The sequence below is a fragment of the Nonomuraea sp. NPDC050663 genome (assembly GCF_044456985.1).
Lineage (GTDB): Bacteria > Actinomycetota > Actinomycetes > Streptosporangiales > Streptosporangiaceae > Nonomuraea.
This window is the reverse complement of the sequence record NZ_JBITGL010000010.1, coordinates 134,482-159,902: the sequence shown is the minus strand read 5'-3', so window position 1 is coordinate 159,902 and position 25,421 is coordinate 134,482. Positions and strand designations below refer to the sequence as shown.

General features: G+C 71.4%; 23 protein-coding genes. 10 read left to right on the top strand and 13 right to left on the bottom strand.

Annotated elements, in window-relative coordinates:
- Positions 1-12: 12 nt before the first annotated feature.
- The 4 genes from ACIBH1_RS29760 to ACIBH1_RS29745 all read right to left on the bottom strand — a co-directional run bounded on the left by ACIBH1_RS29760 (position 13) and on the right by ACIBH1_RS29745 (position 3,073).
- Positions 13-1,065, bottom strand: a complete 1,053-nt coding sequence (locus tag ACIBH1_RS29760) for an imidazolonepropionase-like domain-containing protein (RefSeq protein WP_397317264.1) — start codon at positions 1,063-1,065, stop codon at positions 13-15.
- Between the two features lie 240 nt (positions 1,066-1,305).
- Positions 1,306-1,893: a DUF3618 domain-containing protein gene (locus tag ACIBH1_RS29755; RefSeq protein ID WP_397317263.1), complete on the bottom strand. Its 588-nt coding sequence runs from the start codon at positions 1,891-1,893 to the stop codon at positions 1,306-1,308.
- Positions 1,869-2,264 (bottom strand): phage holin family protein, encoded by a 396-nt coding sequence (locus ACIBH1_RS29750; protein ID WP_397317262.1) that lies wholly within the window; start codon positions 2,262-2,264, stop codon positions 1,869-1,871. Before ACIBH1_RS29750 ends, ACIBH1_RS29755 begins: the two co-directional genes overlap by 25 nt.
- Positions 2,261-3,073 carry a hypothetical protein gene (locus ACIBH1_RS29745; RefSeq protein ID WP_397317261.1) on the bottom strand — a complete coding sequence of 271 codons (813 nt, stop codon included), beginning with the start codon at positions 3,071-3,073 and terminating at the stop codon, positions 2,261-2,263. The genes ACIBH1_RS29750 and ACIBH1_RS29745 overlap by 4 nt, the downstream gene beginning before the upstream one ends.
- A 161-nt stretch (positions 3,074-3,234) precedes the next feature.
- Between ACIBH1_RS29745 and ACIBH1_RS29740 the strand changes: the two genes are divergently transcribed.
- From ACIBH1_RS29740 to ACIBH1_RS29730, 3 genes are all read left to right on the top strand, one after another.
- Positions 3,235-5,322 carry a M6 family metalloprotease domain-containing protein gene (locus tag ACIBH1_RS29740; RefSeq protein ID WP_397317260.1) on the top strand — a complete coding sequence of 696 codons (2,088 nt, stop codon included), beginning with the start codon at positions 3,235-3,237 and terminating at the stop codon, positions 5,320-5,322.
- A 61-nt stretch (positions 5,323-5,383) separates the two neighbouring features.
- The gene (locus ACIBH1_RS29735; protein WP_397317259.1) at positions 5,384-7,387 is read left to right on the top strand and encodes an ATP-binding protein; all 2,004 of its coding nucleotides are present in this window, start codon (positions 5,384-5,386) and stop codon (positions 7,385-7,387) included.
- A gap of 5 nt (positions 7,388-7,392) precedes the next feature.
- Positions 7,393-9,927: an ATP-binding protein gene (locus tag ACIBH1_RS29730; RefSeq protein ID WP_397317258.1), complete on the top strand. Its 2,535-nt coding sequence runs from the start codon at positions 7,393-7,395 to the stop codon at positions 9,925-9,927.
- On the opposite strand, the gene ACIBH1_RS29725 is transcribed toward ACIBH1_RS29730, so the two are convergent.
- Complete coding sequence (locus tag ACIBH1_RS29725) at positions 9,905-10,711, bottom strand: hypothetical protein (protein ID WP_397317257.1); 807 nt, start codon at positions 10,709-10,711, stop codon at positions 9,905-9,907. The genes ACIBH1_RS29730 and ACIBH1_RS29725 overlap by 23 nt on opposite strands.
- 130 nt (positions 10,712-10,841) lie before the next feature.
- On the opposite strand from ACIBH1_RS29725, the gene ACIBH1_RS29720 reads away from it, so the two are divergent.
- Positions 10,842-11,627 (top strand): tyrosine-protein phosphatase, encoded by a 786-nt coding sequence (locus ACIBH1_RS29720; RefSeq protein WP_397317256.1) that lies wholly within the window; start codon positions 10,842-10,844, stop codon positions 11,625-11,627.
- A 19-nt stretch (positions 11,628-11,646) separates the two neighbouring features.
- Here ACIBH1_RS29720 and ACIBH1_RS29715 read toward each other — a convergent pair whose 3' ends face one another.
- From ACIBH1_RS29715 to rpmG, 3 genes are all read right to left on the bottom strand, one after another.
- Positions 11,647-12,297: a VOC family protein gene (locus tag ACIBH1_RS29715; protein ID WP_397317255.1), complete on the bottom strand. Its 651-nt coding sequence runs from the start codon at positions 12,295-12,297 to the stop codon at positions 11,647-11,649.
- A 171-nt stretch (positions 12,298-12,468) separates the two neighbouring features.
- Positions 12,469-12,717: a type B 50S ribosomal protein L31 gene (locus tag ACIBH1_RS29710; protein ID WP_397317254.1), complete on the bottom strand. Its 249-nt coding sequence runs from the start codon at positions 12,715-12,717 to the stop codon at positions 12,469-12,471.
- Positions 12,714-12,878, bottom strand: a complete 165-nt coding sequence (gene rpmG / locus ACIBH1_RS29705) for a 50S ribosomal protein L33 (protein WP_397317253.1) — start codon at positions 12,876-12,878, stop codon at positions 12,714-12,716. The genes ACIBH1_RS29710 and rpmG overlap by 4 nt, the downstream gene beginning before the upstream one ends.
- 67 nt (positions 12,879-12,945) lie before the next feature.
- On the opposite strand from rpmG, the gene ACIBH1_RS29700 reads away from it, so the two are divergent.
- Both ACIBH1_RS29700 and ACIBH1_RS29695 read left to right on the top strand, forming a co-directional pair.
- Positions 12,946-13,149 carry a hypothetical protein gene (locus ACIBH1_RS29700; RefSeq protein ID WP_397317252.1) on the top strand — a complete coding sequence of 68 codons (204 nt, stop codon included), beginning with the start codon at positions 12,946-12,948 and terminating at the stop codon, positions 13,147-13,149.
- Positions 13,150-13,221: 72 nt separating this feature from the next.
- On the top strand, positions 13,222-14,631 hold the full coding sequence (locus ACIBH1_RS29695; protein ID WP_397317251.1) for an AMP-binding protein: 1,410 nt from the start codon (positions 13,222-13,224) through the stop codon (positions 14,629-14,631).
- Here ACIBH1_RS29695 and ACIBH1_RS29690 read toward each other — a convergent pair.
- Both ACIBH1_RS29690 and ACIBH1_RS29685 read right to left on the bottom strand, forming a co-directional pair.
- Entirely contained in the window at positions 14,624-15,643 is a 1,020-nt protein-coding gene (locus ACIBH1_RS29690; RefSeq protein ID WP_397317250.1) for a Gfo/Idh/MocA family oxidoreductase, read from the bottom strand. The two genes, ACIBH1_RS29695 and ACIBH1_RS29690, sit on opposite strands and share 8 nt — an antisense overlap.
- Positions 15,636-16,526, bottom strand: coding sequence for a proteasome assembly chaperone family protein (locus tag ACIBH1_RS29685; protein ID WP_397317249.1), 891 nt, complete (start codon positions 16,524-16,526; stop codon positions 15,636-15,638). Before ACIBH1_RS29685 ends, ACIBH1_RS29690 begins: the two co-directional genes overlap by 8 nt.
- Before the next feature lie 245 nt (positions 16,527-16,771).
- Here ACIBH1_RS29685 and ACIBH1_RS29680 point away from each other — a divergent pair, with 245 nt between their 5' ends.
- Positions 16,772-17,701, top strand: coding sequence for a hypothetical protein (locus ACIBH1_RS29680; protein WP_397317248.1), 930 nt, complete (start codon positions 16,772-16,774; stop codon positions 17,699-17,701).
- 2 nt (positions 17,702-17,703) lie between these two features.
- Here the strand turns inward: ACIBH1_RS29680 and ACIBH1_RS29675 are convergent, their stop codons facing one another.
- Complete coding sequence (locus ACIBH1_RS29675; RefSeq protein WP_397317247.1) at positions 17,704-19,818, bottom strand: ATP-binding protein; 2,115 nt, start codon at positions 19,816-19,818, stop codon at positions 17,704-17,706.
- Positions 19,819-19,914: 96 nt separating this feature from the next.
- Here ACIBH1_RS29675 and ACIBH1_RS29670 point away from each other — a divergent pair, with 96 nt between their 5' ends.
- The 3 genes from ACIBH1_RS29670 to ACIBH1_RS29660 are packed head-to-tail and all read left to right on the top strand — an operon-like array spanning position 19,915 to position 21,958.
- On the top strand, positions 19,915-20,037 hold the full coding sequence (locus ACIBH1_RS29670; protein ID WP_281389888.1) for a hypothetical protein: 123 nt from the start codon (positions 19,915-19,917) through the stop codon (positions 20,035-20,037).
- Positions 20,038-20,042: 5 nt separating this feature from the next.
- Complete coding sequence (locus ACIBH1_RS29665) at positions 20,043-20,588, top strand: CGNR zinc finger domain-containing protein (protein WP_397317246.1); 546 nt, start codon at positions 20,043-20,045, stop codon at positions 20,586-20,588.
- Between the two features lie 26 nt (positions 20,589-20,614).
- Positions 20,615-21,958 (top strand): MFS transporter, encoded by a 1,344-nt coding sequence (locus tag ACIBH1_RS29660; protein WP_397317245.1) that lies wholly within the window; start codon positions 20,615-20,617, stop codon positions 21,956-21,958.
- Here the strand turns inward: ACIBH1_RS29660 and ACIBH1_RS29655 are convergent.
- Both ACIBH1_RS29655 and ACIBH1_RS29650 read right to left on the bottom strand, forming a co-directional pair.
- Positions 21,895-22,731 carry an ABC transporter permease gene (locus ACIBH1_RS29655; protein WP_397317244.1) on the bottom strand — a complete coding sequence of 279 codons (837 nt, stop codon included), beginning with the start codon at positions 22,729-22,731 and terminating at the stop codon, positions 21,895-21,897. The two genes, ACIBH1_RS29660 and ACIBH1_RS29655, sit on opposite strands and share 64 nt — an antisense overlap.
- Positions 22,728-25,259, bottom strand: coding sequence for an alpha/beta fold hydrolase (locus ACIBH1_RS29650; protein WP_397317243.1), 2,532 nt, complete (start codon positions 25,257-25,259; stop codon positions 22,728-22,730). The genes ACIBH1_RS29655 and ACIBH1_RS29650 overlap by 4 nt, the downstream gene beginning before the upstream one ends.
- Positions 25,260-25,421 lie beyond the last annotated feature (162 nt).

Genomic DNA, 25,421 nt, shown 5'->3' with positions numbered 1-25,421 from the left:
CTGGGCGAGCCGCTACCGCCCAGGATCGATCCCGCCCGCTTCCGCTTCGCCGTACATCCGGTCGGCGCCGCGGCGGTCAGGCGTCCGGTGCCCGTGGTCCCGCGCCAGCGCGTCGACCGCTCGCTCCGCCCGGCGCTCGACCCGGCCGGCGACCACCCGGGCCAGGCACGGCGCGTGGTCGAGCAGAGCGGAGTAGGGATGGCGGCCGCGCGTGTCGCGGACCTGGAAGACGGCGAGGTCCGCGCGGCTACCAGGGCCGAGTGAGCCGATACGGCCCGGCCCCCGGTCGCGGCCCAGAGCCGCGGCGCCGCCCAGCGTCGCCGCCCGCACCAGGCGCTCGGCCCGGGTGGGACGGCGGCGTGCCAGCGCCGCCGCCTGGCCGAGCGGGTCACCGGCGAGCGCGAACGGCTCCCCCTCGTCGAGCAGGGCCAGCGCGTCACCGCCAGGACTGAAGGCGATCACCGACTGCCGCAGGAGCAGCAGCTTGCGCTCGCCCGGATCCAGCCGGCCCGAGCACGCCACGTGGCACAGCGGGCCCAGCACGCCCGCCTCGTCGAGCGGGCCGGGAGCCGTCACGGCCAGATCGGCGACGAGCCGAAGATCGAAGGTCCTGGCCAGGACCGCCAGATCCTCCAGCACCTCGGGATCGGGGGAGTGGGCCGCCACGCCCACCGGCCGGTCCGCCTCGCGGATGGCGGTGATCAGGGAGTCGCGCTCGTGCTCCTCCCACGCCTGCGCGTCCGCGCAGCGCACCTCCACGTAGATGACGTCGCACGACTCGCCCAGGCCCGCGCGCGTGGTCACGCCAGGAGCCTCGCCCGTCGCGAACGGGTCGACCAGGCCGGCGACGATCGTGCCCGGCCAGCGCATCTCCTGGCAGCCGGGATAGGCGGCCCGCACCGCCGACCTCCTGCCCACCTGCAGGACCCTGTCGCCCCTGACGGCGACCGCGCCGTCGCCGATCGGCTCGGCGACGACCGGCAGGACCATGGGAGCGCTGTGGAGGACGACCGGCGTGGGCTCGCGGCGCCGGAGCAGCTCTCCGGTGCGCGCGGCAGACGGCATCGGCACTCCTCGCCTCGGTGGTGTCAGCAGGCAGCGGCCGCGGAGTTCTCCCGGCGGTCACCGGCGGTTCTCCGGGCGTTGGGTTAAGGGCTTTCCGGCATTTAACCCGCGCACCCCCACGTGACGCAACGAGCCGCGCTCGGCCGGGCGGCGACCAGCCCTCCGGAGACGTCGAGCGGCCCGGGCCGGGATCGTTTCGGTGAGCCCGGCCCGGGCCGCTCGATGGCCTCATCGGTGGGGCTAGAACTCGTCCTTGGCCCTCCTGGCCTGGTCGCCGGTGGCCTGGGCGGCCTGGGTGGCGCTCTCCTTGACGTGGCCGGCGGCCTCCTGGGCGGTCTGCTTGGCCTCCTGGCCGAGATTCTGGGCGGCCTCCTTCAGAGACTCGGCCATCGGCTCGACGTACTCACCCGCCTGCGCGACGGCACGCTTCTCCGCCTCCGTCGAGGGGATCAGCGCCGCCGCCAGCAGCCCCGCGCCGAAGGCGATGAGCCCGGCGGCGAGAGGATTGCCCTGCGTCTGCCGCATGGCCTGGTCGGGGGCGGAACGCACCGCATCGGCCGCCTGGCCGACCCCGTGCTTGACGGTGTCGGCCGCCTCGCCGACGCCGTGCCGTACGGACCGTCCCGTGTCGTAGGCCGTGCTCGACACCGTGTCGGACGTGCCCATGACCCGGTCGGTGAAGCGCCGGGCGGCCGAGCGGATCCGGTAGGTGCGGCGTCGGACGATCCGCTTGGGGCTGGTGCGGTCGGCGATCCTGTCGACGTCCTGGCCGAGTTCGGCCCTGGTCTGGGCGATCTCCTGCCTCAGCTCTTCAGATCTCGTGCCCATCGAGCGTCCTCCTTGAGGGTCTCTACGGTCTTCTCCGGCACGGGGGAGACCTCGCGCATGCGCTTGCGTCCGTTGGTGTAGGCGATCGCGCCGACGGCCGCCCAGATGACGGCGACGATGAGCGCCGCCCAGCCCGCGTCGATGACGCTGTCGAGGCCGAAGACGACGGCCAGGCTGACCAGGAAGGCCGCCATCAGGCCCGCCACCCCGGCCACGCTGAGCAGGCTCGCGGCCTTCCCAGCCTTGACCGCCTCCTCGCGCAGCTCGGTCCTGGCCAGCTCCACCTCCTGGCGGAACAGCTTGGACAGGTCGGCCCCCAGATCCGAGACGAGCTGCCCGATGGTGGGCTGCTCAGGAGTGGGGGCAGTCATCGCGGCTCACCGCCGGGACGCTGTCCGGGCTCGTCGTCGCCCGGCCGGCCGGTCGAAGGACCGCCCGCCGGATACGTCGTGCTCGGCGCGGGGCCCGTGGACGGAGTGCCGCCGGCGGGGCGCGGGGTGGACGGGCTCGTGGGCGCGGAAGGGCTCGACGGTCCCGCCGGGCGCGTGGTCGTCGTCGGGCTCGGACTCCCGGCCGGGCCGGTGCCGCCGTACGGCTCGCCTGTGCTGCCGTACGGCTCGCCGGTCGTCGAGGTGCTCTGGCGGCCGTAGTCGATCGTGTCGGCCTGACCGTAGCCCTGGCCGTAACCCTGGTAGCCGCGCTCCTCTTCCCGCTCGTCGCGCCGCTCCTCGGCGGCGGCCTTGGCGGCACGTCCCGCCAGGAACCCCGCGGCCAGCGCGCCCGCGAGGAACAGCCCAGGACGGCGGCGGGCGAACCGCTGCACGTCCGTGAGCATCCCGCTGACGCCCCGCTCCTCCAGGTAGTCGGCCGCCCGCCGCCCTCCGGTGGCCACCTGGTGGACCGCGTCGTAGGTGGGGGAGTCCGGCTTGGCGTTGTCTCTCATCGTCGTCAGGTCGTCGGCCCACTGACGGATGTTGCGCGCGGCCCGGCGGCTCTGGGCGTCGCCCTGCTCGCGAGCGCGGTCGCGCAACTGCCGCACGACCCTCGTGGTCTGCGTGCGGACCTCGCCGCCGACCTGACGTGCCTGTTCTCTGGCGGTGCCGGCGGTCTGCGCGGCGGCGCCCTTGGCACGCTCCACCGTGCCACTCTCCTGCTGATCCCGGGTTGGGTATTCGCTCACCGGAGCCTCCTTTGAAGCCGGATGTCGAAGTTCGGTGCGGCTACCCCCGGGAGACGGGGAGTAGTCGCATCAGGAAACATCAGCTTTCGGAAGCACGTTCGACCAGGGGTGGAGCGGAAAGTGGTTGATCTCCCCTATTTCGATCTATAGCGTCGAAAGGCGTGAAGAAGCCTGTTAAGGCGTTAGCGGCGCTCCTCATCCTGGTTCCGCTGAGCCTGACCACCACCCCCGCTTCCGCGAATCCGGGCGACCCCGACCCGGAACACCCCTGGCGCCGCGACCACTGGCCCCAGACCCAGCCCTGGCAGCAGGACGAGTCCCAGGCGCTGCGCGGCCGCCCGACCCCGCAGCTGACCCCCATCGACCCGCAGAACTGGAAGAACCCCGACCACATGACGTGGGCGGACTACAAGGCCATCCCGGGCACCAACTGGGCCGACCCCGCCGTCAAGGGCTCGACCAGGCAGTTCAAGGGCGCCCTCGTCCTGCTGGACTACCCCAACCAGGCGTTCGTGGTGACCCAGCCCAAGGGCTCGACGATCTACGGCAACCCCAGCGCCGAGGCCCACGACATCCCGCGCGACCAGGTCGCCGCCTTCTACCGCGACTTCCTCAACACCCCGAACGCCCTCAACCGGGGCCACACCATCCATGAGTACTGGATGGAGGACTCCGGCGGCCGCATCGGCGTCGACCTCACCGGCTTCGGCCCGTACACGATGCCGGGCAAGGACCACGAGTACGCGATGGAGTACCAGCGCACCGCGTGCCCCGCGGGCGACACGTGCACCCGCAACCTGCGCACCGACGGCAACGCCGCGTGGATCGACGCGGTCGGTCCCGAGGAGGCGGCCAAGTACGACTTCATCTTCTACGTCAGCGCCGGCCAGGACGAATCGAGCACCTGGCAGGAGTTCGGCATGATGAAGTTCCCCACCAAGGAGGCCGTGACCGACGAGTGGGGCCCGCCCGATCCCGCCCTGCCCAACTGGTCGCCCACCCGCTACGTGGAGTGGACCTCCTGGCAGGCGGGCTCCAACTTCTGGCCCAACGCCCGCTTCGGCGTCGACTCCGTGCAGGCGGAAAGCTCCGGCATGTCCGTCTACGCCCACGAGCTGAGCCACATCCTGGGCATCGCCGACAACTACAACAATCCCTACGGCGTGCCCGTGCGCAGGGCCTACAGCGGCATCTGGGAGATGCTCAGCCGAGGCACCTTCAACGGGCCCGGCGGGCCGCACAGCCGCTGGCTGATCCCGCCCACGGCGGGCGCCTCCATGGGCGCGCAGCACATGCTGCGCAACAAGATCAAGCTGGGCATGGTGGACGAGCAGAACGTCCTGCGGCTCAGCAGGGAGGCGCTCGACGAATCCGGAGTCGTCACCGCCCGGGTCACCGCGCGTGCCGTACAGCCGGGAACGAGCGGGCTGTCGGGTGTCAACGTCGCCTTCGACGGCCTCGACAACGCGCCCGCCTGCGACTGGCGCACCGACCCGCTGTGCGACGGCGGCGGCTACAACAACTACACGGTCGAGGTCGTCGACCGCATGGGCACCGACTCCTTCACCCCCGACTCCGGCGTGCTGCTGGCCAAGACCAAGAACGCCGACGCCGCGCCGTTCGAGTGGGTGATCGACGCCAACCCGCAGGACATCGGGATGACCGACTACGTCCTGCCCGACGGCACCGCCGTGCCGATCACGATCGGCGACTACCGGCAGCTGTCGGACGCCCTCTTCCACGCCGGCACCGACTCGGGCAGCGAGTACGAGTACGTCGACGCGGCCAACCGGCTGCACTTCTACGTCACCGACGTGCACCGCGACCGCCAGGGCGTGCTGTCCTACACCGTCGCGGTGCGCTCGCTCGACGGCTCGGGGCCGCACACCCGCGGGCTGCGGCTGCTGCCCGCGGCGGGCGTCCCGACCGGCAAGGGCGTCAGCTCCTGCCGCTTCCCGCTGTTCAACACCGGTCGCGCGGCGGCCACCCAGGCGCAGCACCCCGAGGACGTCACCGCCTACCTGGGCGGCGACGTCTACCGGCTGTCGGCCACGGTCGACGGCCGCGGCTGGACGGTCCGGCTGCCCAACGCCCTCGCGGCGGTGGACAACGGGCGGCACGAACTGGTGACCGTCGACGCGCTGCGCGCCGACGGAGGCAGCAGGCTCGCCAAGGTGACCCTGACGGCCACCTCGGAGAGCGACCCCACCAAGAAGATGACCGCTGTCTGCCACACCATCGGCCTGTAAATCGGATGAAAGGGGTACGGCAAGGGCAGCCGTACCCCTTTTGCCCGCCGTACTATGAACCGTGCGTTCGCGTAGCGGAAACCTCCCGGCCGAGGTGACCAGTTTCGTCGGCCGGTTACGCGAGAGCGCCGAACTGGTACGGGTCGTGCGCAAGGTCCCGCTGGTGACCCTGACCGGCGTGGGCGGCGTGGGCAAGACCCGGCTGGCGCTGCGCGTGGCGAAGCTCACCCGGGGCCTGTTCCCCGACGGCGTCTGGCTCGTGGAGCTGTCGCACCTGCATGACCCCCACCTGCTCCCGCACACCGTGACCGCCGCTCTCGGCGTGGGGACGGTCTCCACCAGCCCGCCTCTCGAGGTCCTGGCCGACTTCCTGCGCCACCGACAGCTGCTGCTCGTCCTCGACACCTGCGAGCACCTGATCGACGCGTGTGCCGAACTGGTCAAGCACCTGCACCACGCGGCGCCCGGCCTGGTCGTGCTGGCCACCAGCCGCCGCCCCCTGGGCCTGCCTGAGGAACTGCAGTACCCCATCCAGCCGCTCCCCGCCGACGACGCCCTGGCCCTGCTCACCGCGCGCGCCCCCGAGAACGCTCACACCCCCGACGCCCCGCTGCTGTGCCGGCGGCTGGAAGGCATCCCGCTGGCGATCGAGCTCGCCGCGGTACGGCTGCGCACCCTGTCGCCCGCCCAGATCGTGGAACGCCTGGACGACCGCTTCCACCTGCTGCTGGGCGGCCAGGGCAGCCCGGAGCGCCACCAGACGCTGCTGACCGCCATCGGCTGGAGTCACGAGCTGTGCGAGCCGCTGGAACGCCTGCTGTGGGCGCGCCTGTCGGTCTTCGCCGGCGAGTTCGACCTGGATGCCGCCCAGACCGTGTGCGCCGACCACAGCCTCGACCGGGCCCGCGTGGAGGGGCTGCTGCGCGAGCTGGTCGCCAAGTCCATCCTCACCGCGCTGCCGGGAGGGCGGTTCGTCCAGCTCGACACGCTGCGGGAGTACGGCGCGGGCTGGCTGCGCCGCCTGGGCGAGAACGGCCTGATGCGCCTGGCGCACCGCGACTACTTCCTGGGCCTGGCCAGGCAGTTCAACGCCGAGTGGTTCGGTCCCGACCAGCCCGCCTGGTGCGCGCGCATGCGCCGGGAGCTGCCCAACCTGCGGGCGGCGATCGAGCTGTGCCTGTCGGACACCGCCGAGCAGGACCTGGGCCTGGACCTGGTCGCCAACCTCGGCTACCTGTGGATGGCAGGCGGCCACAACGCCGAGGGCCGCCACCACCTGGCCAGGGCGCTGGCCCTGGCCGACAACCCGCCGGCCTCGGTGCGGCACGCGTTGTGGGTGGGCGCGTGGCTGGCCAACTTCCAGGGCGACCTGGACGACGCCGACGAACTGGCCACCGAGTGCGTCACCCGCGCCATTCCCGCCGGCGACCACCTCGCGGCCGGATGGGGAGTCGCCTGCAGCGCGATCACCGCCATCTACCTCGGGCGCATCAACGAGTCGCTGGAGCTGTACCGAAGGGCCGAGGAGCTGCACGCGCAGGCGACGCCACGTGAGGCGGGACTGAGCTACGCGCTCCTCGGCCAGGCCTTCACGCTGCTGCAACTGGGCAGGTCCAAGGAGGCCCAGGAGATCCTGGCCCGCCAGCGCAGGCTCAGCGTCGCCCGCGGCGAGGTCTGGCTCGACTCCTACGGCGACTGGATCCGCAGCCTCATCGAGCTCGACCACGGCCACCCGGCCGAGGCCGACAAGTACGCCCGCGACGCCCTGTGGGTCAAGCAGCGGCTGTTCGACGCGCTCGGCATGGGCACCAGCCTGACCAACCTGGCCGCCAGCGCCGCCCAGCTCGGCGACAACCAGCGGGCCGCCCGCCTGCTGGGCATCCTGGCCCTGGTCGAGCACACCTACGGGCTGCGGCTGAACGTGTCGCAGCTGCAGGTGCTGCGCAAGCGCACCGAGCGCGACATCACCGCGCTGATCGGGCACGGCGCCTTCGCCACCGCCTACATGGACGGATTCTCGATGACCATGGACGAGGCCATCCGCTACGCGCTCGGGGCAAAATAATCAGTATGACGGGGCCCTTACCTTCGCTGCCCGACGAGCGGCCGCCCGCGCGCAGGCGCAGACGCGTCGCACTCGCCGCGCCGGTCGCCGCGGGGGCGGCGGCGGCAGCCGCCAGCATCCTGGCCGCCTCACTGGAATGGGACATACCGGTCGGCGCCAAGATCGGCGTCACGCTGGCCGCCGCCCTCCTGGTGGGCCTGGCCACGTGGGCGACGACCGCCACGCCGAAGGACCGCCGGAAGCAGGCCGAGCCCTCCTCGATGGCGCCCGAGCAGTGGCCGCCCGCCCCCGAGCACTTCACGGGCCGCCGCGAGGCCCTGGGAGAGCTGCGCAAGGTCTTCTCCGACCGGCGCCGCTCCGAGGAGGTCTCGCCGCTGGTGGTCTCGGTGTACGGCAGGGGCGGCGTCGGCAAGTCGGCGCTCATGGCCCGCTTCGGCCAGGAGGTGGCCGACTGGTTCCCCGACGGCCGCCTCTACGCCGACCTGCGCGGCGTCGTCGACTCCCCGATCCCTCCCGAGGAGGTGCTCGTCGGCTTCCTGCGCGCCCTGGGCGTGCGCCAGACCACCGACCCCGGCGGCCTCGACGACCTGCGCAAGCTCTGGCTCACCTGGACCAAGGGGCGGCGCATCCTCATCGGCCTCGACAACGCCCACGACGGCGACCAGGTGCGCAAGCTCATCCCGGCCGACCCCGGCTGCGCCGTCATCGTCACCTCTCGCCAGCCGCTGTTCCTCATGAACGCCTTCGACACCCAGCTGTCGGTCTTCAGTGAGGCCCAGGGCGTGGAACTCCTGGCCCGCCTGGCCGGCGGCGCGCGCGTCGCCGACGACCTGAGCGCGGCCAAGGAGATCGTCCGGCTGTGCGACCACCTGCCGCTGGCCATCGGCATCTGCGGCGCGCGCCTGGCCACCCGCTCCACCTGGACGCTGCGGCTGCTGGCCGACCGCCTGCGCGACGAGCGCCAGCTGCTCGACCAGCTGCAGGTGCCCGGCTCCGTCGACCGCAGCGTGCGCGCCTCGGTGCAGCTCAGCTACGACGACTGCACCGGCATCCAGCGCCGCCTGCTGCGCCTGCTGTCGGGGCTGACCGCGCCCGACGTGCCGGGCTGGGTGGCGGGCGAGCTGCTCGACGTCTCCGAGCTCGACGGCGGCGACCAGCTGGAGGCGCTCATCGACGCCCAGCTGGCCGAGTGCTCCGGCACCGACCAGACCGGCGCCATGCGCTACCGCCTGCACGACCTGGTGCGCGTCTACGCCGCGGAGATGCCGGCGGAGGAGGACGAGCGCCGCCGCGCCGCCGTCGAGCGGGTCCTGTCCGGATACCGCCGCAGGGCCGAGGACGCGGCCCAGCGCCGCTGGCCCCAGGACTGGGGGCGCACCGGCCGGCGCGGCGACTTCGAGGGTCAGGGCCTGGCGGTCGGCTGGCTCAACGCCGAGCGGCTCGCCGTGGTGGCCATGGTGCAGCTCGCCCGCGACCTGAAGTTGTGGGACCTGTGCTGGGGGCTCGGGCGCGCCTTCAGCTCGCTGTGCCACTCCCTGCGCGCCTACTGGTCCGACTGGCTGCTGGTGGCCGAGATCGCCTGCGAGGCGGCCGAGCGTATGGGCGACCGGCGGGCGCTGGCCATCTCGCTGCTGGACCGTGCGCCCGCTCTGGGCGGCTTCGGCGGCCACGAGGCGGCGGGCGCCAACGCCGAGGAGGCACTGGCGATCTTCACCGAGCTGGGCGAGTCGTGGTGGGCGGCCCGCGCCAGCCGTACGGTCGGCATGGCGCTGTTCAACGACGGCCACCTCGACCGGGCCCAGGACTTCCTGGTCGCGGCCATCGCCGGATTCGAGGCCGAGGACGACGGATGGTGGGCGGCGCGCTCGCGGCGCAACCTGGCCGAGCTGCGGCTGGCGCAGCGGCGCGCAGACGAGGCCAGAGACCTGCTGGAAGAGGCGCTGGAGGTCTTCAAGCAGGAGGGCAACCGCTACTCCGAGGCGCAGACCCTGCGGGCGTACGGCGAGGCGCTGGCGGCCCAGGCGCGGACGCTGCGGCGCGAGGGCGAGCACCGGGCGGCCGAGGACGGCTTCCTCAAGGCGGAGCTCAACCTCGACAGGGCCGCCGAGATCTTCCGCCAGCGAGGCGAGTTGTGGGAGGAGGCCCGCTGCCTGCGCGCCGCGGGCGAGGTCGGCAACCCGGTCAACGGCCTGCGCGAGCTGGGCTACGTGCGCAGGGCCGAGGAGATGCTGATGGCGCTGGGCGACTCGTGGGGCGTGGCGCGCACGCTGCTGTCGGTCGGCAGGGCCCTGGCCCGGCTGGGCCGTACGGCGGAGGCCGACGCCGAACTGCGCCGCGCCGTCGACGCCTTCGAGGAGCTCGACGACCAGTGGTGGCGGGCGCGCAGCCTCAGATACCTGGGCGAGGCGCACGTCGAGGCGGGCGACCCGGCGACCGGCGTGCCGCACCTGCGGCAGGCCCGCGAGCTCTACCGCAGCCTCGGCAACGAGGCCGGCATGCGGCGCACCCTGGAACTGCTCAGGAGAGCTGAGGCTTCATGAGGTGACCGGCGGCCTCCTTGGCCTGGTCGATGCTCTCCTCGAACATGCGGCGGGCGTTGGCGGCCTGCTCCGACAGCTCCCTGATGTGGTTGCGGGCGATCTCGTCCTGCACGGTGTCGGCCACCAGCGCCTGGTAGTCGTGGGTGCGCGCGGCCAGGGCCTCCAGCCGGCGGTGCACGCGGAAGACCTCGTCGGCCTTCTTGACCTGGACCGCGTAGGCCTCCAGGTTCTTGACCCGCTTCGAAAGGGAGGTCCAGGCGGCGTCGAGGGCGCTGGCGTAGGGCTTGAACGCCTCGTCCAAGCCGGGCGGCAGCTCCTTGGGCACGATCTTGCCGTGCTCCGAGTGCATCGCCGACAACCGCTGCAGGCGGGTGGCGATCTGCCAGACCTCCTCGGGGAGGGTGACCCGGTTGTCGATCGTGTCGATGTAGCCGGCCCTGTTCACCTCGGAGGCCAGCACCCGGTCGGCGGCGTCCTGGGCGCGCTTGAGCAGCTGCTGGCAGGGATAGTCGAGGTCGGAGGCGAGCACGTAGTGCTCGGCGTGCTCGTGCGCCAGGCGCAGCCTGCTGCGCGCGCTGCGCCCGTTGAGGTCGGTGGCCATCCATTTGAGCAGCATCGCGACGGTCATCCCCGCGCCCGCCACGACCATGCCCGCGGGGCCGACCATGACGAGGATCAGCAGGAGGAGCCCCGGCAGCACGAACAGCAGCCCCAGGTTCCCGCCCGTGTCGGAGCGGCGCCCCTGGCGGGCGAGCTGCAAGTAGTGGGGGCTCTCTCTGAGCACGACGGAGACCTGAGGATGCACAGTCGGATCGATGACCAATCGCGGCGGCAACCTACGCGGATCCACCTGACCTCCCTTCGCCGCTGTTTCTTCATACTGCGTTATAAATCGCGTGGTTAGGGTGGGAGTGATGAAGAACTTGAAGAGATGGATCGATCTCCAAGGTGCCGTCAATGTGCGCGACCTGGGCGGACTGCCCACGACCGACGGTGGCGAGATCCGTTCCGGACGTTTGTTCCGTTCCGACAACCTTCAGGGACTGACCCCCTCCGACGTCTCCGTGCTGGTCGACACGCTCAAGGTCAGGCATGTCGTCGACCTCCGATCCGGAGCCGAGGTGGCACTCGAAGGCCCGGGACCGCTGGCAGCGGTGCCCGAGGTCACGATCCACCACCACACCCTGTTCGCCGAGGGCGGGCAGCACACCGACGTCGCCATGGACAAGGTGCTGCCCTGGCAGAAACGACTGCCCGAGGAGGACGCCGCCGAACTCCGGGTGACGGGTTTCTACTACGGCTATCTGCGCGACCGCCCCGACTCGGTCCTGCGGGCGCTGCGCACGATGGCCCGCGGCGACGGCGCCTCGATCGTGCACTGCGCCGCCGGCAAGGACCGCACCGGCGTGCTGTGCGCCCTGGCGCTGACGGTGGCGGGCGCCACCCGCGAGTCGATCGTCGAGGACTACGTGGCCACGGGGGAGCGCATCGAGGGCATCCTGGCCCGCCTGCGCTCCAGCGAGACCTACCGCACCGACCTCGACACCCGCACGGCCGACGACCACATGCCGCGCGCGGAGTACCTCACCCAATTCCTCGGCGTCCTCGACACCCGCTTCGGCGGGCCGCTGGGCTGGCTGGAGGCGCACGGGTGGACGGCCCAGGACGCGCAGACCCTGCGGGGCAGGCTGCGCGACTGAGCGCTGGACCAGGGCCGCGTCAGAACCCGTCGCGGCCCTGCCACGTCGCCACGTCGACCTCGTTGCCCTCGGGGTCGGCCAGGGTCCAATGGGTGGGGGCCGTCGTGTCGTTGAGCACCCGCCCGCCCGCGGCGACGGCCGCCGCCACGCGCGCCTCGGCCTGGTCGTGCGGGACGAACACGTCGATGTGGATGCGGTTGCGCTGGGTACGCGGCTTGTCCATCTCCTGGAACCAGATCGACGGCATGCGCAGGCGCGGGTCGATCACGTCCTCCTCGCCCCACTCCTCGTAGCCCAGGACCGCCGCCCAGAAGGGGCGCACCTTGGCCACGTCCATCACGTCGATGGCGAACTGCACGTCGCTGACGGCCGACGGGTCGGCGCTCACGCCCAGCTCGCGAGCGGCCAGCGAGATCCGCACGGCCAGCTCGCGGTCGGCCTCGGTCAGGCCCGACTGCTCCAGGGTCAGCAGCCGCACGGTCACGTGACCGGGACGCAGGTCGACGTCGGGATCCTTGCCCACCTGCCCGGCCAGGGCGCCGATCGCCCCGATCAGGGCGACGCCCGTCGAGAGGGATCCGGTGAGGAAGTGCGCGCAGGCGCCGAACGCCAGCACCCGCCAGTCGTCGACACCCTCGGATTCATGGAACTGCAGTGCCGTGATCCGCATTTTCCGGAACCTACCAGAACGGCCAGACCGCCCGGAAGGACAACGCCAGACCCGGCGCTGTGAACGCGGGCCCGCGCACAGAACGGCGAAGGCCCTGCCGGAGAACCCGGCAGGGCCCAGATCGCCGCGCCCGCCAGTAGCTGTCGACCGGGGCATCTCATCACGTGGCGGTCATGCCTGCTTGCCGTACCGCTGGTTGAAGCGCTCGACGCGGCCCGCGGTGTCGAGCAGGCGGCTGCGGCCGGTGTAGAACGGGTGGCTCGCCGACGAGACGTCCACGTCCACGACGGGGTAGACGTTGCCGTCGCTCCACTCGATCGTCTTGGCGCTGGTCATGGTCGAGCGCGTGAGGATGGCGAAGTCGGCGCCCGGGTCGCGGAAGACGACCGGCTGGTAAGTGGGGTGCGTGCTCTTCTTCATCGGTCCTCCCGGAACTCGACGTGCTGGCGGATGGTCGGGTCGTACTTGCGAAGCACCAGCCGGTCGGGGTCGTTGCGGCGGTTCTTCGTCGTCACGTAGGTGAAGCCGGTGCCGGCGGTCGAGCGCAGCTTGAGCACCGGGCGCAGTTCGTTCCTGGCCATGACATCTCCTCTCGAAGCTGTGCAATGATAACGACAACGGTTTTCATTTTAATCCCAGGGAGGCCCTGTGTCCGCTCCTGTCATCCCCGTCGTCCTTGTCACGGGCCTGCACGGAACCGCTAGAACCGCCGCCGTCGCCCGATTGTTCCTTCGCCACCCCGGCGCCGTCGCCGTCCACCACGACCTGGGCGACAGCGCCGGCGGCAGGGTGACGCGCACCGTGCGTTTCGACGACCCGTTCGCCTCCGTGATCGAGCCGGGGATGCCCTGAGGGGATTGACCGGCATTTCAGGACCTCGCAGAATCTTAGAACGATGTTCGGTTCTCGTGGAGGGACAGGCGCATGGGCACTCCGATCGCTGCTGAACTGGCCAGGATCGCGGCGGAAGGACCCGACCTGCCCGCTCTGACCTGCGGCGGGGTCACCCTGAGCAGACAACGGCTGGAACGCAGAGCCAACGCCTTCGCCTGGCGGCTCCTGGAGCACGGCGTCGGGCAGGGCGAGCGGGTCGCGCTGGTGCTGCCCAACAGCGTCGAGTTCGTCGTCGCCCTCCTGGCCGTCTGGAAGGCGGGCGGGACGCCGGTGCCGGTCGCGGCGCGGCTGCCGGAGTCGGAGCGCGCCGCGATCCTCGAACTGGCCGAGCCCCGCGTCATCGTCAGTGAGGGCGGCCTGCTGCCCGGCGACGAGGAGAGCGGCGACGCGCCGCCTGCCGTACTGCCGACGCCGTGGAAGATCCTCGCCTCAGGAGGCAGCACCGGACGGCCCAAGCTCATCGCCACCGCGCACGAGGGCGTGCCCGAGAAGGTCGGCGTGCTGGGCCTGGCCGGGGCGATGCAGGTCGGCGGCGCCGCCCTGGTGCCCGCGCCGCTGTCGCACAACGGGCCGTTCATGGCGCTGGCGGCCGCCCTGACCTTCGGCAAGCACGTGGTGCTCATGCAGCGCTTCGACGCCGCCGAGGCGCTGCGGCTCATCGAGGGGCACCGGGTCGACTGGATCTACTTCGTGCCCACGATGATGCACCGCATCTGGCGGCTGCCCGAGGAGGTGCGCTCCGCGGCCGACATCTCCTCGGTCAAGTCGATCCTCCACCTGGCCGCGCCGATCGCGCCCTGGCTCAAGCAGGCGTGGATCGACTGGTTCGGCCCCGAGCGCATCTGGGAGCTGTACGCGGGCACCGAGGCGCAGACCGCCACCGTCATCAGCGGCCACGAGTGGCTGGCCCACCGCGGCTCGGTCGGGCGCGTCCCCGAGGGCGCCATCGAGATCCGCGACCCCTCGGGCGCGGTCCTCGGGCCGGGGGAGAGCGGCGAGGTGTGGATGCGGGTGCGCTCCGACGCGCCCACCTACCACTACATCGGCGCCAGCGCCCGGCGCGAGGGCGAGTGGGAGTCGCTCGGCGACCTCGGCCACCTCGACGCCGACGGCTACCTGTACCTGGGCGACAGGCAGACCGACATGATCCTCGTGGGCGGCTCCAACGTCTACCCGGCCGAGATCGAGGGCGCGCTGGAGGAGCACCCCATGGTCCGCTCGGTCGCCGTGATCGGCTTGCCCGACGACGACCTCGGCTCGGTGCCGCACGCCATCGTCCAGGCCGCGGGGCCGGTCACCGACGACGAGCTGCGGGCCCACCTGTCCGTACGGCTGGCGGGCTACAAATTGCCGCGCACCTTCGAGTACGTCACCGAGCCGCTGCGCGACGAGGCGGGCAAGGTGCGGCGATCGGCTCTTCGCAAGGAACGTGTCAGCTGAGCCGTACGGTCTGGCCGGTCTCGGCCGAGCGGCGGGCTGCTTCCAGGACGGCCAGCGCCTCGGCCACGCCCGACGGGTCGACCGGTGTGCGGCCGTCCGCGACGGCGCGGTAGAAGGCCGCGTAGTCGCCGCGCTCGGTCGGCACCGGCTTGAGCTCGTCGCCCGCGCCCGTGAGGCCCCAGCGCTCCTCCGGGTCGTCGCCGAAGCCCGGCGAATCGGGCGTGAGGCCCGCCCTGAGCTGCTCCTCCTGCACGTCCATGCCGGTTTTCACGTAGGCGCCGCGGGAGCCGAGCACGCGGAAGCGGGGGCCGAGGTCGGCGGCCACGGAGCTGACCCACAGGTGCGAGCGGGTGCCGCTCGCGTGGGTGAGGGCGACGAAGGTGTCGTCGTCGGCGTTGACCCCCGCGCGGCGCGTCAGCACCTCGGCGTAGACCGACTCGACCGGGCCGAACAGCTGCAGCGCCTGATCGACGAGGTGACTGCCAAGGTCGTAGAGCAGGCCGGCGAGGTCGTCGGCGCCGCCGGTCTCGCGCCAGCCGCCCTTCGGGTGCGGGCGCCAGCGCTCGAAGCGCGACTCGAAGCGGTGGACGTCGCCCAGGTCCGGCGCGAGCCGCCGGAGGGTGAGGAAGTCGCCGTCCCAGCGCCTGTTCTGGAAGACGGTGAGCATCACGCCGCGCTCGTGTGCCAGCCGTACGAGCTCCTCTGCCTGGGCGGCGCCGGCGGCCAGCGGCTTGTCGACCACGACCGGCAGCCCGGCCTCGAGGGCCGCCGTGGCGAACGGCACGTGGGTGCGGTTGGGCGAGGCGATCACGACGAGGTCGGATCGGCCGAGGACGTCGTCGAGCGCCGGCACGGCCGCGGCGCCGTACCGCTCGGCGACCTCGGCGGCGCGCTCGGGGGAGCGGGTGACGACGGACGTCAGCCGCAGCCCCGGCGTGGCGGCGATGAGCGGGGCGTGGAAGACCTGCCCGGCGGTGCCGTAGCCGACCAGCCCGACGCGCAGGTCACTCACGGTCGTCCCGCTCGGCCAGGAACCGCTCGAACTGCGCGGCCAGCTCGTCGCCCGTCGGCATCGGCGTGGACTCGGCCAGCAGGCTCTCGCGCTCCGCGCCCTCGGCGAAGGCGTCGTACTGCTGCTCGAGGCCGCTGATGGCGCTCGACAGCTCGCTCGAGGCGCGGATCTGCTCCTCGATCTCCTCGGTGGTGCGGTCGGCCGCCTCGCGCAGGGAGTCCATCGGGAAGACGAGCCCGGTGGACTTGGTCACCGCCTCCAGCGCCGTCACCGCCGCCTGGGGGTACTCGGCCTGCGACAGGTAGTGGGGCACGTGGACGGCGTAACCGACCGCGTCCTTGCCGGCGGCGCCGAGGCGCAGCTCGATCAGCGCGGCGGCGCTGCCCGGCACCTGGACCCGGCCGAAGTTGCTGGTCTGCGCGTTGATCAGGTCGGGCCGGCTGGCATGCGCGGTGATGCCGAGCGGGCGGGTGTGCGGCACCGCCATCGGGATGCCGTGCACGGTGATCAGCTTGCTCACGCCCAGCTTGTCGACGAGGTCGCCCACCGCGGTGACGAAGCGTTCCCATTCGCGGTCGGGCTCGGGCCCGCTGAGCACCAGGAAAGGCGTGCCCGTGGCGTCGTGGGCGACGTGCACGGCGAGCTCGGGCGTGTCGACCTCGACCCAGCGGTCGGTGTCGAACGTCATGATCGGCCGCCGGGAGCGGTAGTCGAGCAACCGGTCCACGTCGAAGGTCGCCACGGTGCGGTGCTCGAGCTCGGCGAGCAGGTGGCCGATGGCCAGCCTGCCCGCTCCACCCGCGTCGACGAAACCCTCGAAGTGGTAGAGCAGCACGGGGCCGTCAAGTTCGGGTGCGTCCTCGGCGAGCGTGTAGAGATCCATTTCAGCCTTTCCTCGTCCTCCCTAGTCGAACCTATGACGAGGAGCAGGCATTCCGCACATCGGGTCCTTCCCGGTGGGCGCCTTGGGGCGGAGACTGGTTCATGTAGCCCTCGAGGGGACAAAATTCGCTATCGCCGCTATCTGGTCTCACTGAGACATGGTTGCGATCATCTGGTATGGCTATCATTCCTGCGCAAGCCACGCCCCTCCGAATTCCGGCGCTCCGGTGCCCCTTCGAGAGCGAGGTGAATCCCCATGTCGTCGAGGCGAGCGAGGACAGCTTCGCCTGGCTGCTGGAGTCGGGCATGCTCGCCGACCCCGGCATCTTGGAACGATACAAGAGCGCCAGGTTCGGCTGGCTGACCGCGCGCGCCTACCCGCTCGTCGACCGCGACATGCTCAAACTGCTCATGGACTGGTGCATCTGGCTGTTCGCCTTCGACGACGGCTTCTGCGAGTCGGAGAACCTCAGCCGGCACACCGCGCTCATCGCCCGCGCCTTGCCCGAGATGTTCAGGGTGCTGCACGACATCGACTCGGGGGAGCCGGTCGACAACGTCTTCGCCCGATCGCTGCAGGGGCTCAAGCACCGCATCGCCGAGCACGCCGAGCGCGACCAGCTCGACCGGTGGGCGACGGCCACCAAGGAATACATCTTCGCCCAAGTGTGGGAAGCGGCCAACCGCGAGTCCGACGTCGTGCCCACACCCGAGGACTACATCTTCATGCGCCGTCGCACCGGCGCCATGTACCCGGTCTACGCCCTCATCGACATCGCCGCGCGCCAGCGCCTCACGCCCGACGAATGGCACCACCCCAACATCAGGGCCCTCACCGAGCACGCCAACGACCTGGTCGTCTGGGACAACGACCTTTTCTCCTACGCCAAGGAGCGCAAGCACGACCAAGCCCGCCACAACCTCGTCAACGTCCTGGCCACCCACCGCGGCTACTCCTTACAGGAGGCACTCGACGAGGTGGCCCAGATGCACGACATAGCGGTACTGGAAATGGTGCGGCTGCGCCAGTCGGTGCAGGACTGGGGCTCGCGCGCCGTCCACACCTACGTCCAGGGCCTCGAACACTGGGTACGAGGCCATATCGAATACTCGCTCGGCAGCGCCAGATACGTCCGCGCCTGGCCCGCCGGAACCGAATGGGCCAGGGTGAACTGACCTCAGGACGAGGCGTCCAGTTCGCCCAGCGCGAGCGCGGACGCCTCGTCGAGGTCGAAGCGCTTGCCCGTGTCGAAGGCCCGGCGGTAACCGTCGTCGCCCAGCGCGCGCTGGCACTCCTTGACGCACTTCTCGTGATCCACCGTCAGGAACGGCGCTCCCAGCTGCGGCAGACCGGCGGAAATCCAGTTCTGCTGGAGCGCGCCCAGCAGCGTGGCCGCCATTCCGGGCTCGTCGAGCGCGGTGTAGATGCGCGCCATGGTCTCCAGGGCGATCAGCGTGCCGAGGGTGTCGTGGAAGTGGCGCTTGATCCGCAGGCTCTCCTGAGCGCTCGACAGCGCCTCCAGAGCCCGGCCGCTGACCAGGCGCGGCACGGACAGCGCCCAGTGCGCGTAACTGCTGACGAAGAGCTCACCGCGTTCCTGGCAGACCTGCAGGCAGTCGCTGAGCAGGGACTCGGCCTCGTAGAACTCGCCCTGAGCGGTCAGCACGATCGACAGCTCCACGATGGCGGGCAGCAGGCCCGGGTTGAGCTCCTTGTTGTCGGTGTTGAACTCGATCGCCACACCGAGCAGCGCGCTGGCCTTCTGCAGGTCGCCCTGCAGCAGGGCGGCGGTGCCCTGCATCTTCGACGCCAGGATGACCGCCTTGGAGTCGCCCACCCGCACCGCCTCGGTGCTGCACTGCTCGGCCGCCTGCTGCGCGGCGACACTGTCGCCCTGGGCGCTGCGCACGTACGACAGCACCCACAACGCCTTGCAGCGTTCCTTGCTGGGCAGCGGGTTGGCGGTGAGCGCCCGCTCCAGGTAGGTGCGGCCCTCGCGGACGAATCCGCAGCAGACCCACATGAACCACAGCGAGCTCAGCAGCTTCAGCGCCAGCAGGGTCTCGCCGGGCGTGCGCAGGGCGTGTTCGAGCGCGATGCGCACGTTGTCGTGCTCCTGGCGCATGCGGACGAACCAGTAGATCTGCCGCGGCCCCGACCAGGCGTCCTCGCTGCGCTCGGCCAGGCTCAGGTAGTACTCCAGGTGCCGGTGGCGCATGTGCTCGGTCTCGCCCAGCTTGTCGAGCCACTCCTCGCCGTACTCCGCCAGCGTGTCGATCAGCTTGTAGCGCACGCCCGCGTGGTTGCTGCGGATCAGCAGGATCGACTTCTCGACCAGCCCGGTGACCAGATCGGTGATGTCCTCCGAGGCCAGGCGCTGGTCGGAGCAGACGAAACGTGCCGCGTCGAGCTCGAAGTCGCCGGCGAACACGCTCAGCCGCGCCCACAGCAGCCGCTCCTCGGGAGCGCACAGCTCGTGGCTCCAGCCGATGGCGGCGCGCAGGGTCTGATGCCGTGGCAGTGCCGTACGGCTGGCGCCCGCGAGCAGGCTGAAGCGGTCGGCGAGCAGGGCCAGGATCTGGTCGACCGACAGGGCGCGCAGGCGCACCGCGGCCAGCTCGATCGCGAGCGGGATGCCGTCGAGGCGGCGGCACAGCTCGGCCACCGAGCCGATGTTGGTCTCGTCGAGCACGAAGTCGGGCACCACGCCGCCCGCGCGGGCCGCGAACAGCTGCACCGACTCGTTGGTGAACAGGCTCTCGGTCGGGTCGTCGCCGGGCACCTGCAGCGGCGGGACCGGGACCACGCGCTCGTAGGTCAGGTGCAGCGACTGGCGGCTGGTGGCCACGATGCGCAGGTTGGGGTTGGCCTCCAGCAGCTCCTCGACGAGCTCGGCGCAGCCCTGGATGAGGTGCTCGCACGTGTCGAGGATGAGCAGCATCTCGCGGTCGGCGACCCACTCCGACAGGGTCTCGCCGGCAGCACGGGACGACTGGTCGGCGATGCCGAGCGCCGAGGCGATGGTCTGCTTGACCATCCCGGCGTCCTGAAGCCGGGCCAGGTCGGCGAACCAGACGCCGTCGGCGTAGTGAGCGCGCATCTGGTGGGCCAGCCGCAGCACCGTGCGCGACTTGCCCACTCCGCCGATGCCGGTGACGGTCACCAGGCGGGAATCGTTGAGATGCCGCTTCAACGTGGCGAGGAGGCGGGTGCGTCCCACGAAGCTCGTCAGCTCCGCGGGCAGATTGCCTTCTCGCCGCCAGCCGGACGGGGTGGCCATGGGCAGCCTCACGGGGGTAGGCGACACCTGCCAGGGCATCGTACCTCGCAGCGGATGTCCTCTTCTTGATCTCAGGTACGGATTTGTTCCACCGGATAGCATGAATGCGTGAGTGAACTTCTACCCGAGCAGACCTCGGACGACCGCGATCTCGGCTGGGGCGACTGGCGTTCGTCGCTCGACGACGCCGACGCCTTCTATCTGGAGAACAAGCCGCCGCACTGGGGCTGAACCCTGTGGACGTCACCCATCACCTGACGATCGCGCTCGACGCCGCCATCGCCCTGGCCAACACCTTCGGCACCGCCCAGCGGCAGGGACGCGCGTCCGCCGCCGTCTCCCCGATGGAGGTCGACGCCGCGCTGCGGCTGGCCACCAGGCGCGTGCCCGAGATCACCGCGCAGGTCCTCGAGGCCTACCGCGACGGCGGCACCCGCCTCTACCTCGCCCTCCAGCACGTGGTGGACGGCGACGAGGACGCCGCGGCCGCCCAGATCAACGAGCTGTTCGAGCGCACCCACGCCGCGCCCCGGCTGGTGCGACACGACGACGACCCCTGGCACCTGCACTTCGCCGTGCCGGGACCGGCGGCGATGCTGGCCGACATGGCCACCGCGGCGGGCATGCTGATCGGCAGCGCCGAGGCCGGACGGCTGCACGTCTGCGGCGCCGAACGCTGCGACAACCTCTTCCTCGACTCCACCCGGAGCCGGACCAGGCGCTTCTGCTCCACGTCGTGCCAGAACCGGATGAAGGTGGCGGCCTTCCGCAGTCGCGCGTAACTGTCTTAAGCGCTAGAGTCGGTTACATGACTCGGCGCTTCCTCCTGCTCTGGCTCGGCAACACCGCGGGCACCTTCAGCATGGTCCTCTTCCCGGTGCTGCTGGCCATCGCCGTGCTCGACGCGGGAGCCGACGCCGCCGTGCTGGGGGCCGCCCTGGCCGCCAAGACCGTCGGGTTCCTGCTCGGCACACCCGTCGGCGGGGTGCTGGCCGACGGGCGGGCGCCGGGGCGCACCCTCGGCGTCGCCGGGCTGATCGCCGCCGTGGGCACCGCCGGGGTGGCGGCGCTGCTGGAGGGCGAGTTGTGGGCGGTCGTCGCGGCCGCGCTGGTCGCCGGGGCCGGGCAGGGGCTCTACCGGCCCGCCTTCCAGTCCGCCGTGGCCGCCGCCGTCGCCGACGAGGCGCGGCAGCGGGCCAACGCGCTGTCGTCGATGAGCGGGCGCATCGTCTCGATGGCCGCGCCGGGGCTGGCCGCCACGATCAGCGTCGTGGCGGGGGCGCGCACGGTGCTGGCCATCTCGGGGGCGTTGTGGCTGCTGACGGCGCTCGGCAGCGGCCTCCTGCGCCGGGCCGCCGGCCCGTCGCTCGTCACGCCCGAGGGCGGCACCGCAAGCAGCCCCTCGCTTCTCACGCCCGAGGGCGGCCCCGCAAGCGGCTCCTCGCTTCTCACGCCCGCGAGCCCCGCCACAGCTCCCGGCGCCCGGCGGGGTGCGTCCTTCTGGGAAGGCGTGCGCGAGGCCAGAAGGCACCGCTGGTTCTTCCCCGGCCTCATCGCCCTCGCCGTCCAGGCCGCCGCCGGGTTCTCCGCGACCCAGGTGCTCCTGCCCACGATCTCCCGCTCCGGCTTCGGCGGCGACGCCCTGCTCGCCTCCGCCCTGACCGCTGCCACCGTCGGCGCCCTGGCCGGAGCGCTGCTGATGATGCGATGGAAACCGCCGGCCCCGGGCTGGACCGCCCTGCTCGGCCTGTCCGCCTACGGCCTGGCCCCGCTCTCGCTCGTCCTGCCGCCCAGCGTGCCCACGGTGATCGCCGCCTACGCGGTGGCCGGATTCGGCTCCTCGCTGTTCAACATCACCTGGTTCACCGCCACTCAGCGCGAGGTGCCGCCGCACCTGCTGGCGCGGGTGTCGGCGGTCGACTTCCTCGTGTCGTACGGCCTGGCGCCGCTGGGCCTGCTGGCCGTCTCCCCGCTGACGGAGCTCGCCGGAGCGCCCGCCGTACTTTTCGGGTGCGGCCTGCTGTGCCTGCTGTCACCCCTGGCCGTCATGCTGGTGCCCACGACCAGGGGCTTCACGGGCCCGGCCCGCTACGACACCACGTCCTTGCGGCGGAAGCGCCGGAAGGACAGCGCGATGAGCAGCGCCGCGTAGGTGACCGAGATCGCCACCCCCTTGGCCATGCCGCTGTAGTCCGGCTCGGGCGCGATCGCGTCCAGCCAGGCGTTGTTCCAGAACGTCGGGAGGAACTCCCTGATCACCCCCAGCGCCTCGACGGCCTGCAGGATCTGGCAGACGATCCACAACCCGACCGCGCCGCCCACCGCGCCCAGCGGCGAGTCGGTCATGGTCGACAGCAGGAACGCCAGCGCGCCCGTCACCAGCTGGCACACCAGCGCGTAGCCGATGACGATGGCGAAACGCGGCAGCGCATCCATGGCCGGGATCGTCTCGCCCGTGCCGGGCACCTGGATGTCGTCCCAGCCGAACGCCAGCGTCCCGGCCAGCAGCGCCATCAACGGCATGCTGATCACCGCCGCCGCCGCGTAGCCCATCGCCACGATCAGCTTCTGCCGCAGCAGCCGGTCACGCGGCACCGGCGCAGCCAGCAGATATCGGAGCGACGACCAGTTCGCCTCGCTGGCCACGGTGTCGCCGCAGAACAGCGCCACCGCGACCACCAGCAGGAACACCGAGACCGACAGCGAGAACGCGGCGAAGTTCAGCGCGCCCGCCGAGGCCAGGTCGGAGATGCGCAGGGCGTTGCCCGGGTTGTTCGACTGCGGGCCCACCTTGAACGCGATCACCAGGATCCACGGCAGGGCCAGCATCAGCCCGAACATGACCATCGTGCGGCGGCGCTTGAACTGCCGCACGATCTCCACCCTCAGCGGCAGCGTCTTGTTCGCCGCATACGTGGTGTTCATTTCTCCCCGATCAGGTCCAGGAACACGTCCTCCAGGCGAGGCCCGTGCCCGTTGGAGGTGGCCAGCAGGCGGGCCACCGGGCCCTCGCTGACCAGCTTGCCGCGGTGCATCACCACGACGTGGGAGCAGGTCTGCTCCACCTCGGCCAGCAGGTGACTGGAGACGATCACCGTGCGGCCGTCCTGCGCGTAGCGCTTGAGCACCTCGCGCATCTCCCTGATCTGGGGCGGGTCGAGCCCGTTCGTCGGCTCGTCGAGCACCAGCAGGTCCGGCAGGCCGAGCATCGCCTGGGCGATGGCCAGCCGCTGGCGCATGCCCTGCGAATACGTGCGCACCGCCCGGTTGATCGCGTTGCCGAGCCCGGCGATCTCCAGCGCCTCGTCGAAGTACGCCTCGCTCGCCGGACGGCCCGTCGCCGCCCAGTACAGGTCCAGGTTCTCCCGCCCCGACAGATGCGGCAGGAAACCGGGGCCCTCCACGAAGCTGCCCAGCCTCGACAACACCGGCGCGCCCGGAGTGACCTCCTCGCCGAAGATCCTGATCGATCCGCCGTCGGGATGGATCAGGCCCATCATCATGCGCATCGTCGTCGTCTTGCCCGCGCCGTTCGGCCCCAGCAGGCCCAGCACCTGGCCCTGCTCCACGCGGAACGACAGGTCGTCGACGGCCTTCTCGCCGTTGCGGTAGGCCTTGGTCAGGCCGGTGATCTCCAGCGGCACGTCGCTGGCCGCACCCTCCCTGGCCCTGCGCGGCCGGCCGGTGGCCAGCACGGCCGCCGCCACCACGATCGCGGCCAGCGGCATCGCCCACACCCACCACGCCAGGCCGGGCGGAGGCTCCGACAGACCCTTCACACTCGGTACGGCAAGCGCCGGGTCCGCCAGCGCCACCCGGTAGGAGGCGGGCTCGGCGGGAGTCGAGAAGCCCATGTCCGTGGTCGTCAGCGCCAGCCTCATCCGGTGCCCGGCGGGGAAGAGGTAGTCGACGACGGGCAGGGTGACCGTCGCCTCGACGCTTTCCGCGCCCTCGGGGATCGTCACCTTGATCGGGGAGATCTGCCCGGACGGCAAATTCGGGGGCTGCAACGAGTCGGAGACGTCGTACAGCTTGGCGAACAATGTCACCTCGCCCTTGCCGTACACCCTGATCTTCGCGCTCGCCCCGCCGGTCAGCTGCAGCGGCCGGGACAGCGGCGCCGACTCGAACACCGCGCTCTGGCCCGGCATGTCGAGCGACACGCTCAGATTGCTCTGGCCACCGCCGCCGCCCGCGCCTCCGCCCCCGCCGAGCAGGCCGCCCACGCCGGGAACGGTCGAGATCGACGGCGGCGTGCCGCCCGGCGGATTGACGATGTTCTGCTCAGGACCCCGCAACTCGACCGGCGTCGTCATCGTGCCGCCCAGGCCCGGGTACTGGGTCGTCTCCGGGTGCAGCCTGATCCGCTGGCGCGTGCCCGGGTCGCGGCCGCCGTCACGCGTCACGCTGAACGCCGGGCCGTCCGCCAGCGGCTGCTGCTTCAGCCAGCGGTCCAGCCAACCCAGCGTCTTCTCGTAGAGGTAGTCGACCTCGCCGTTGCCGCCGTCGTGACCGCCGTCGAACCACATCACCTGCACGGGACCCGCGACCGCGCGGGCGTTGCCGTCGGCCTGCGCCAGCGTGAACAGCGAGTCACGCTGGCCCTGGATGAGCAGCGTCGGCGCCTTGATCCGGCCCTGCACGCTCACCGGGCTCGACTTGCGCAGCAGCGCCACCGCCTCCGGCGTCGCCTTGCCCGTGCTCGCGATCTGCTGGTACACGTCGCAGATCTCCGGCAGGAACCGGCCGCACCTGGCCTCCTCCGGGCTCAGCGGCTGCACCTGACGGTTCAGCGCCTCCAGCCCGCCCTGCAGACCGCTGCCCTGCGCGATGCCGCCCCTGCCGAAGAAGAAGCCCGCCCAGGCCTTCTTGAACACCCCCGACTCCGGGCCCTGGCCGGTGCCGTTCGGGAACAGCGCGTCGGCCAGGTCGTACCAGGTGATCTGGGGGACGATCGCGTCCACCCGGTCGTCGTAGGCCGCCGTCATCAGCGAGATCGCCCCGCCGTACGAACCGCCCGCCATGCCGACCCTCGGGTCGCCCTCCTTGTCGAGCAGCACCTCCGGCCGCTTGGCCAGCCAGTCGATGAGCTGCTTGACGTCCTTGACCTCGTAGTCGGGGGAGTTCAGGGCGATCTGCCCCGTCGACTTGCCGAAGCCCCTCGCGGACCAGGTCAGCACGGCGTAGCCCGCCTCGGCCAGCTGCCTGGCCTGGTTCCTCATGCTCTCCTTCGCCGAGCCGAACCCATGGGCCAGCAGGACGGCGGGCGCCTTACCTCCCTGAGCGGGCGGGAAGAAGGTGGTGTCCAGATCGACCTTCTGGTCGTCGTTCGGGCCGTCGACGACGGTGATCCGTTGCTCCTGGCCCTGGACGCCCGGTCCAGACGGCCACACCAGCCACACCGTGACACCGAGCACGGCAAGTGCCACGACCAGCGCGGCCATGCGTTTCATGCGGAGACTCTATGAGGAGTTGCTGAGAAAACCCTGAGACGGGAGATCTTGGTGCCCTTCCCCTCCCTCCGCCCCCCGCCAGCCCGGGGTCCTGGCTCCGGCCGGGGGCCTCTGGCAGTGCCCGTCCGTTCGCGGCATGTGACAGGGTGTCTCATGGCGAGT

Excerpts from the sequence above, each read along its gene's own strand:
- ACIBH1_RS29760 (WP_397317264.1), bottom strand. The coding sequence starts at position 1,065 with ATGCCGTCTGCCGCGCGCACCGGAGAGCTGCTCCGGCGCCGCGAGCCC.
- ACIBH1_RS29755 (WP_397317263.1), bottom strand. The coding sequence starts at position 1,893 with ATGGGCACGAGATCTGAAGAGCTGAGGCAGGAGATCGCCCAGACCAGG.
- ACIBH1_RS29750 (WP_397317262.1), bottom strand. The coding sequence starts at position 2,264 with ATGACTGCCCCCACTCCTGAGCAGCCCACCATCGGGCAGCTCGTCTCG.
- ACIBH1_RS29730 (WP_397317258.1), top strand. The coding sequence starts at position 7,393 with ATGACGGGGCCCTTACCTTCGCTGCCCGACGAGCGGCCGCCCGCGCGC.
- ACIBH1_RS29720 (WP_397317256.1), top strand. The coding sequence starts at position 10,842 with ATGAAGAACTTGAAGAGATGGATCGATCTCCAAGGTGCCGTCAATGTG.
- ACIBH1_RS29715 (WP_397317255.1), bottom strand. The coding sequence starts at position 12,297 with ATGCGGATCACGGCACTGCAGTTCCATGAATCCGAGGGTGTCGACGAC.
- ACIBH1_RS29710 (WP_397317254.1), bottom strand. The coding sequence starts at position 12,717 with ATGAAGAAGAGCACGCACCCCACTTACCAGCCGGTCGTCTTCCGCGAC.
- rpmG (WP_397317253.1), bottom strand. The coding sequence starts at position 12,878 with ATGGCCAGGAACGAACTGCGCCCGGTGCTCAAGCTGCGCTCGACCGCC.
- ACIBH1_RS29695 (WP_397317251.1), top strand. The coding sequence starts at position 13,222 with ATGGGCACTCCGATCGCTGCTGAACTGGCCAGGATCGCGGCGGAAGGA.
- ACIBH1_RS29685 (WP_397317249.1), bottom strand. The coding sequence starts at position 16,526 with ATGGATCTCTACACGCTCGCCGAGGACGCACCCGAACTTGACGGCCCC.
- ACIBH1_RS29660 (WP_397317245.1), top strand. The coding sequence starts at position 20,615 with ATGACTCGGCGCTTCCTCCTGCTCTGGCTCGGCAACACCGCGGGCACC.
- ACIBH1_RS29655 (WP_397317244.1), bottom strand. The coding sequence starts at position 22,731 with ATGAACACCACGTATGCGGCGAACAAGACGCTGCCGCTGAGGGTGGAG.
- ACIBH1_RS29650 (WP_397317243.1), bottom strand. The coding sequence starts at position 25,259 with ATGAAACGCATGGCCGCGCTGGTCGTGGCACTTGCCGTGCTCGGTGTC.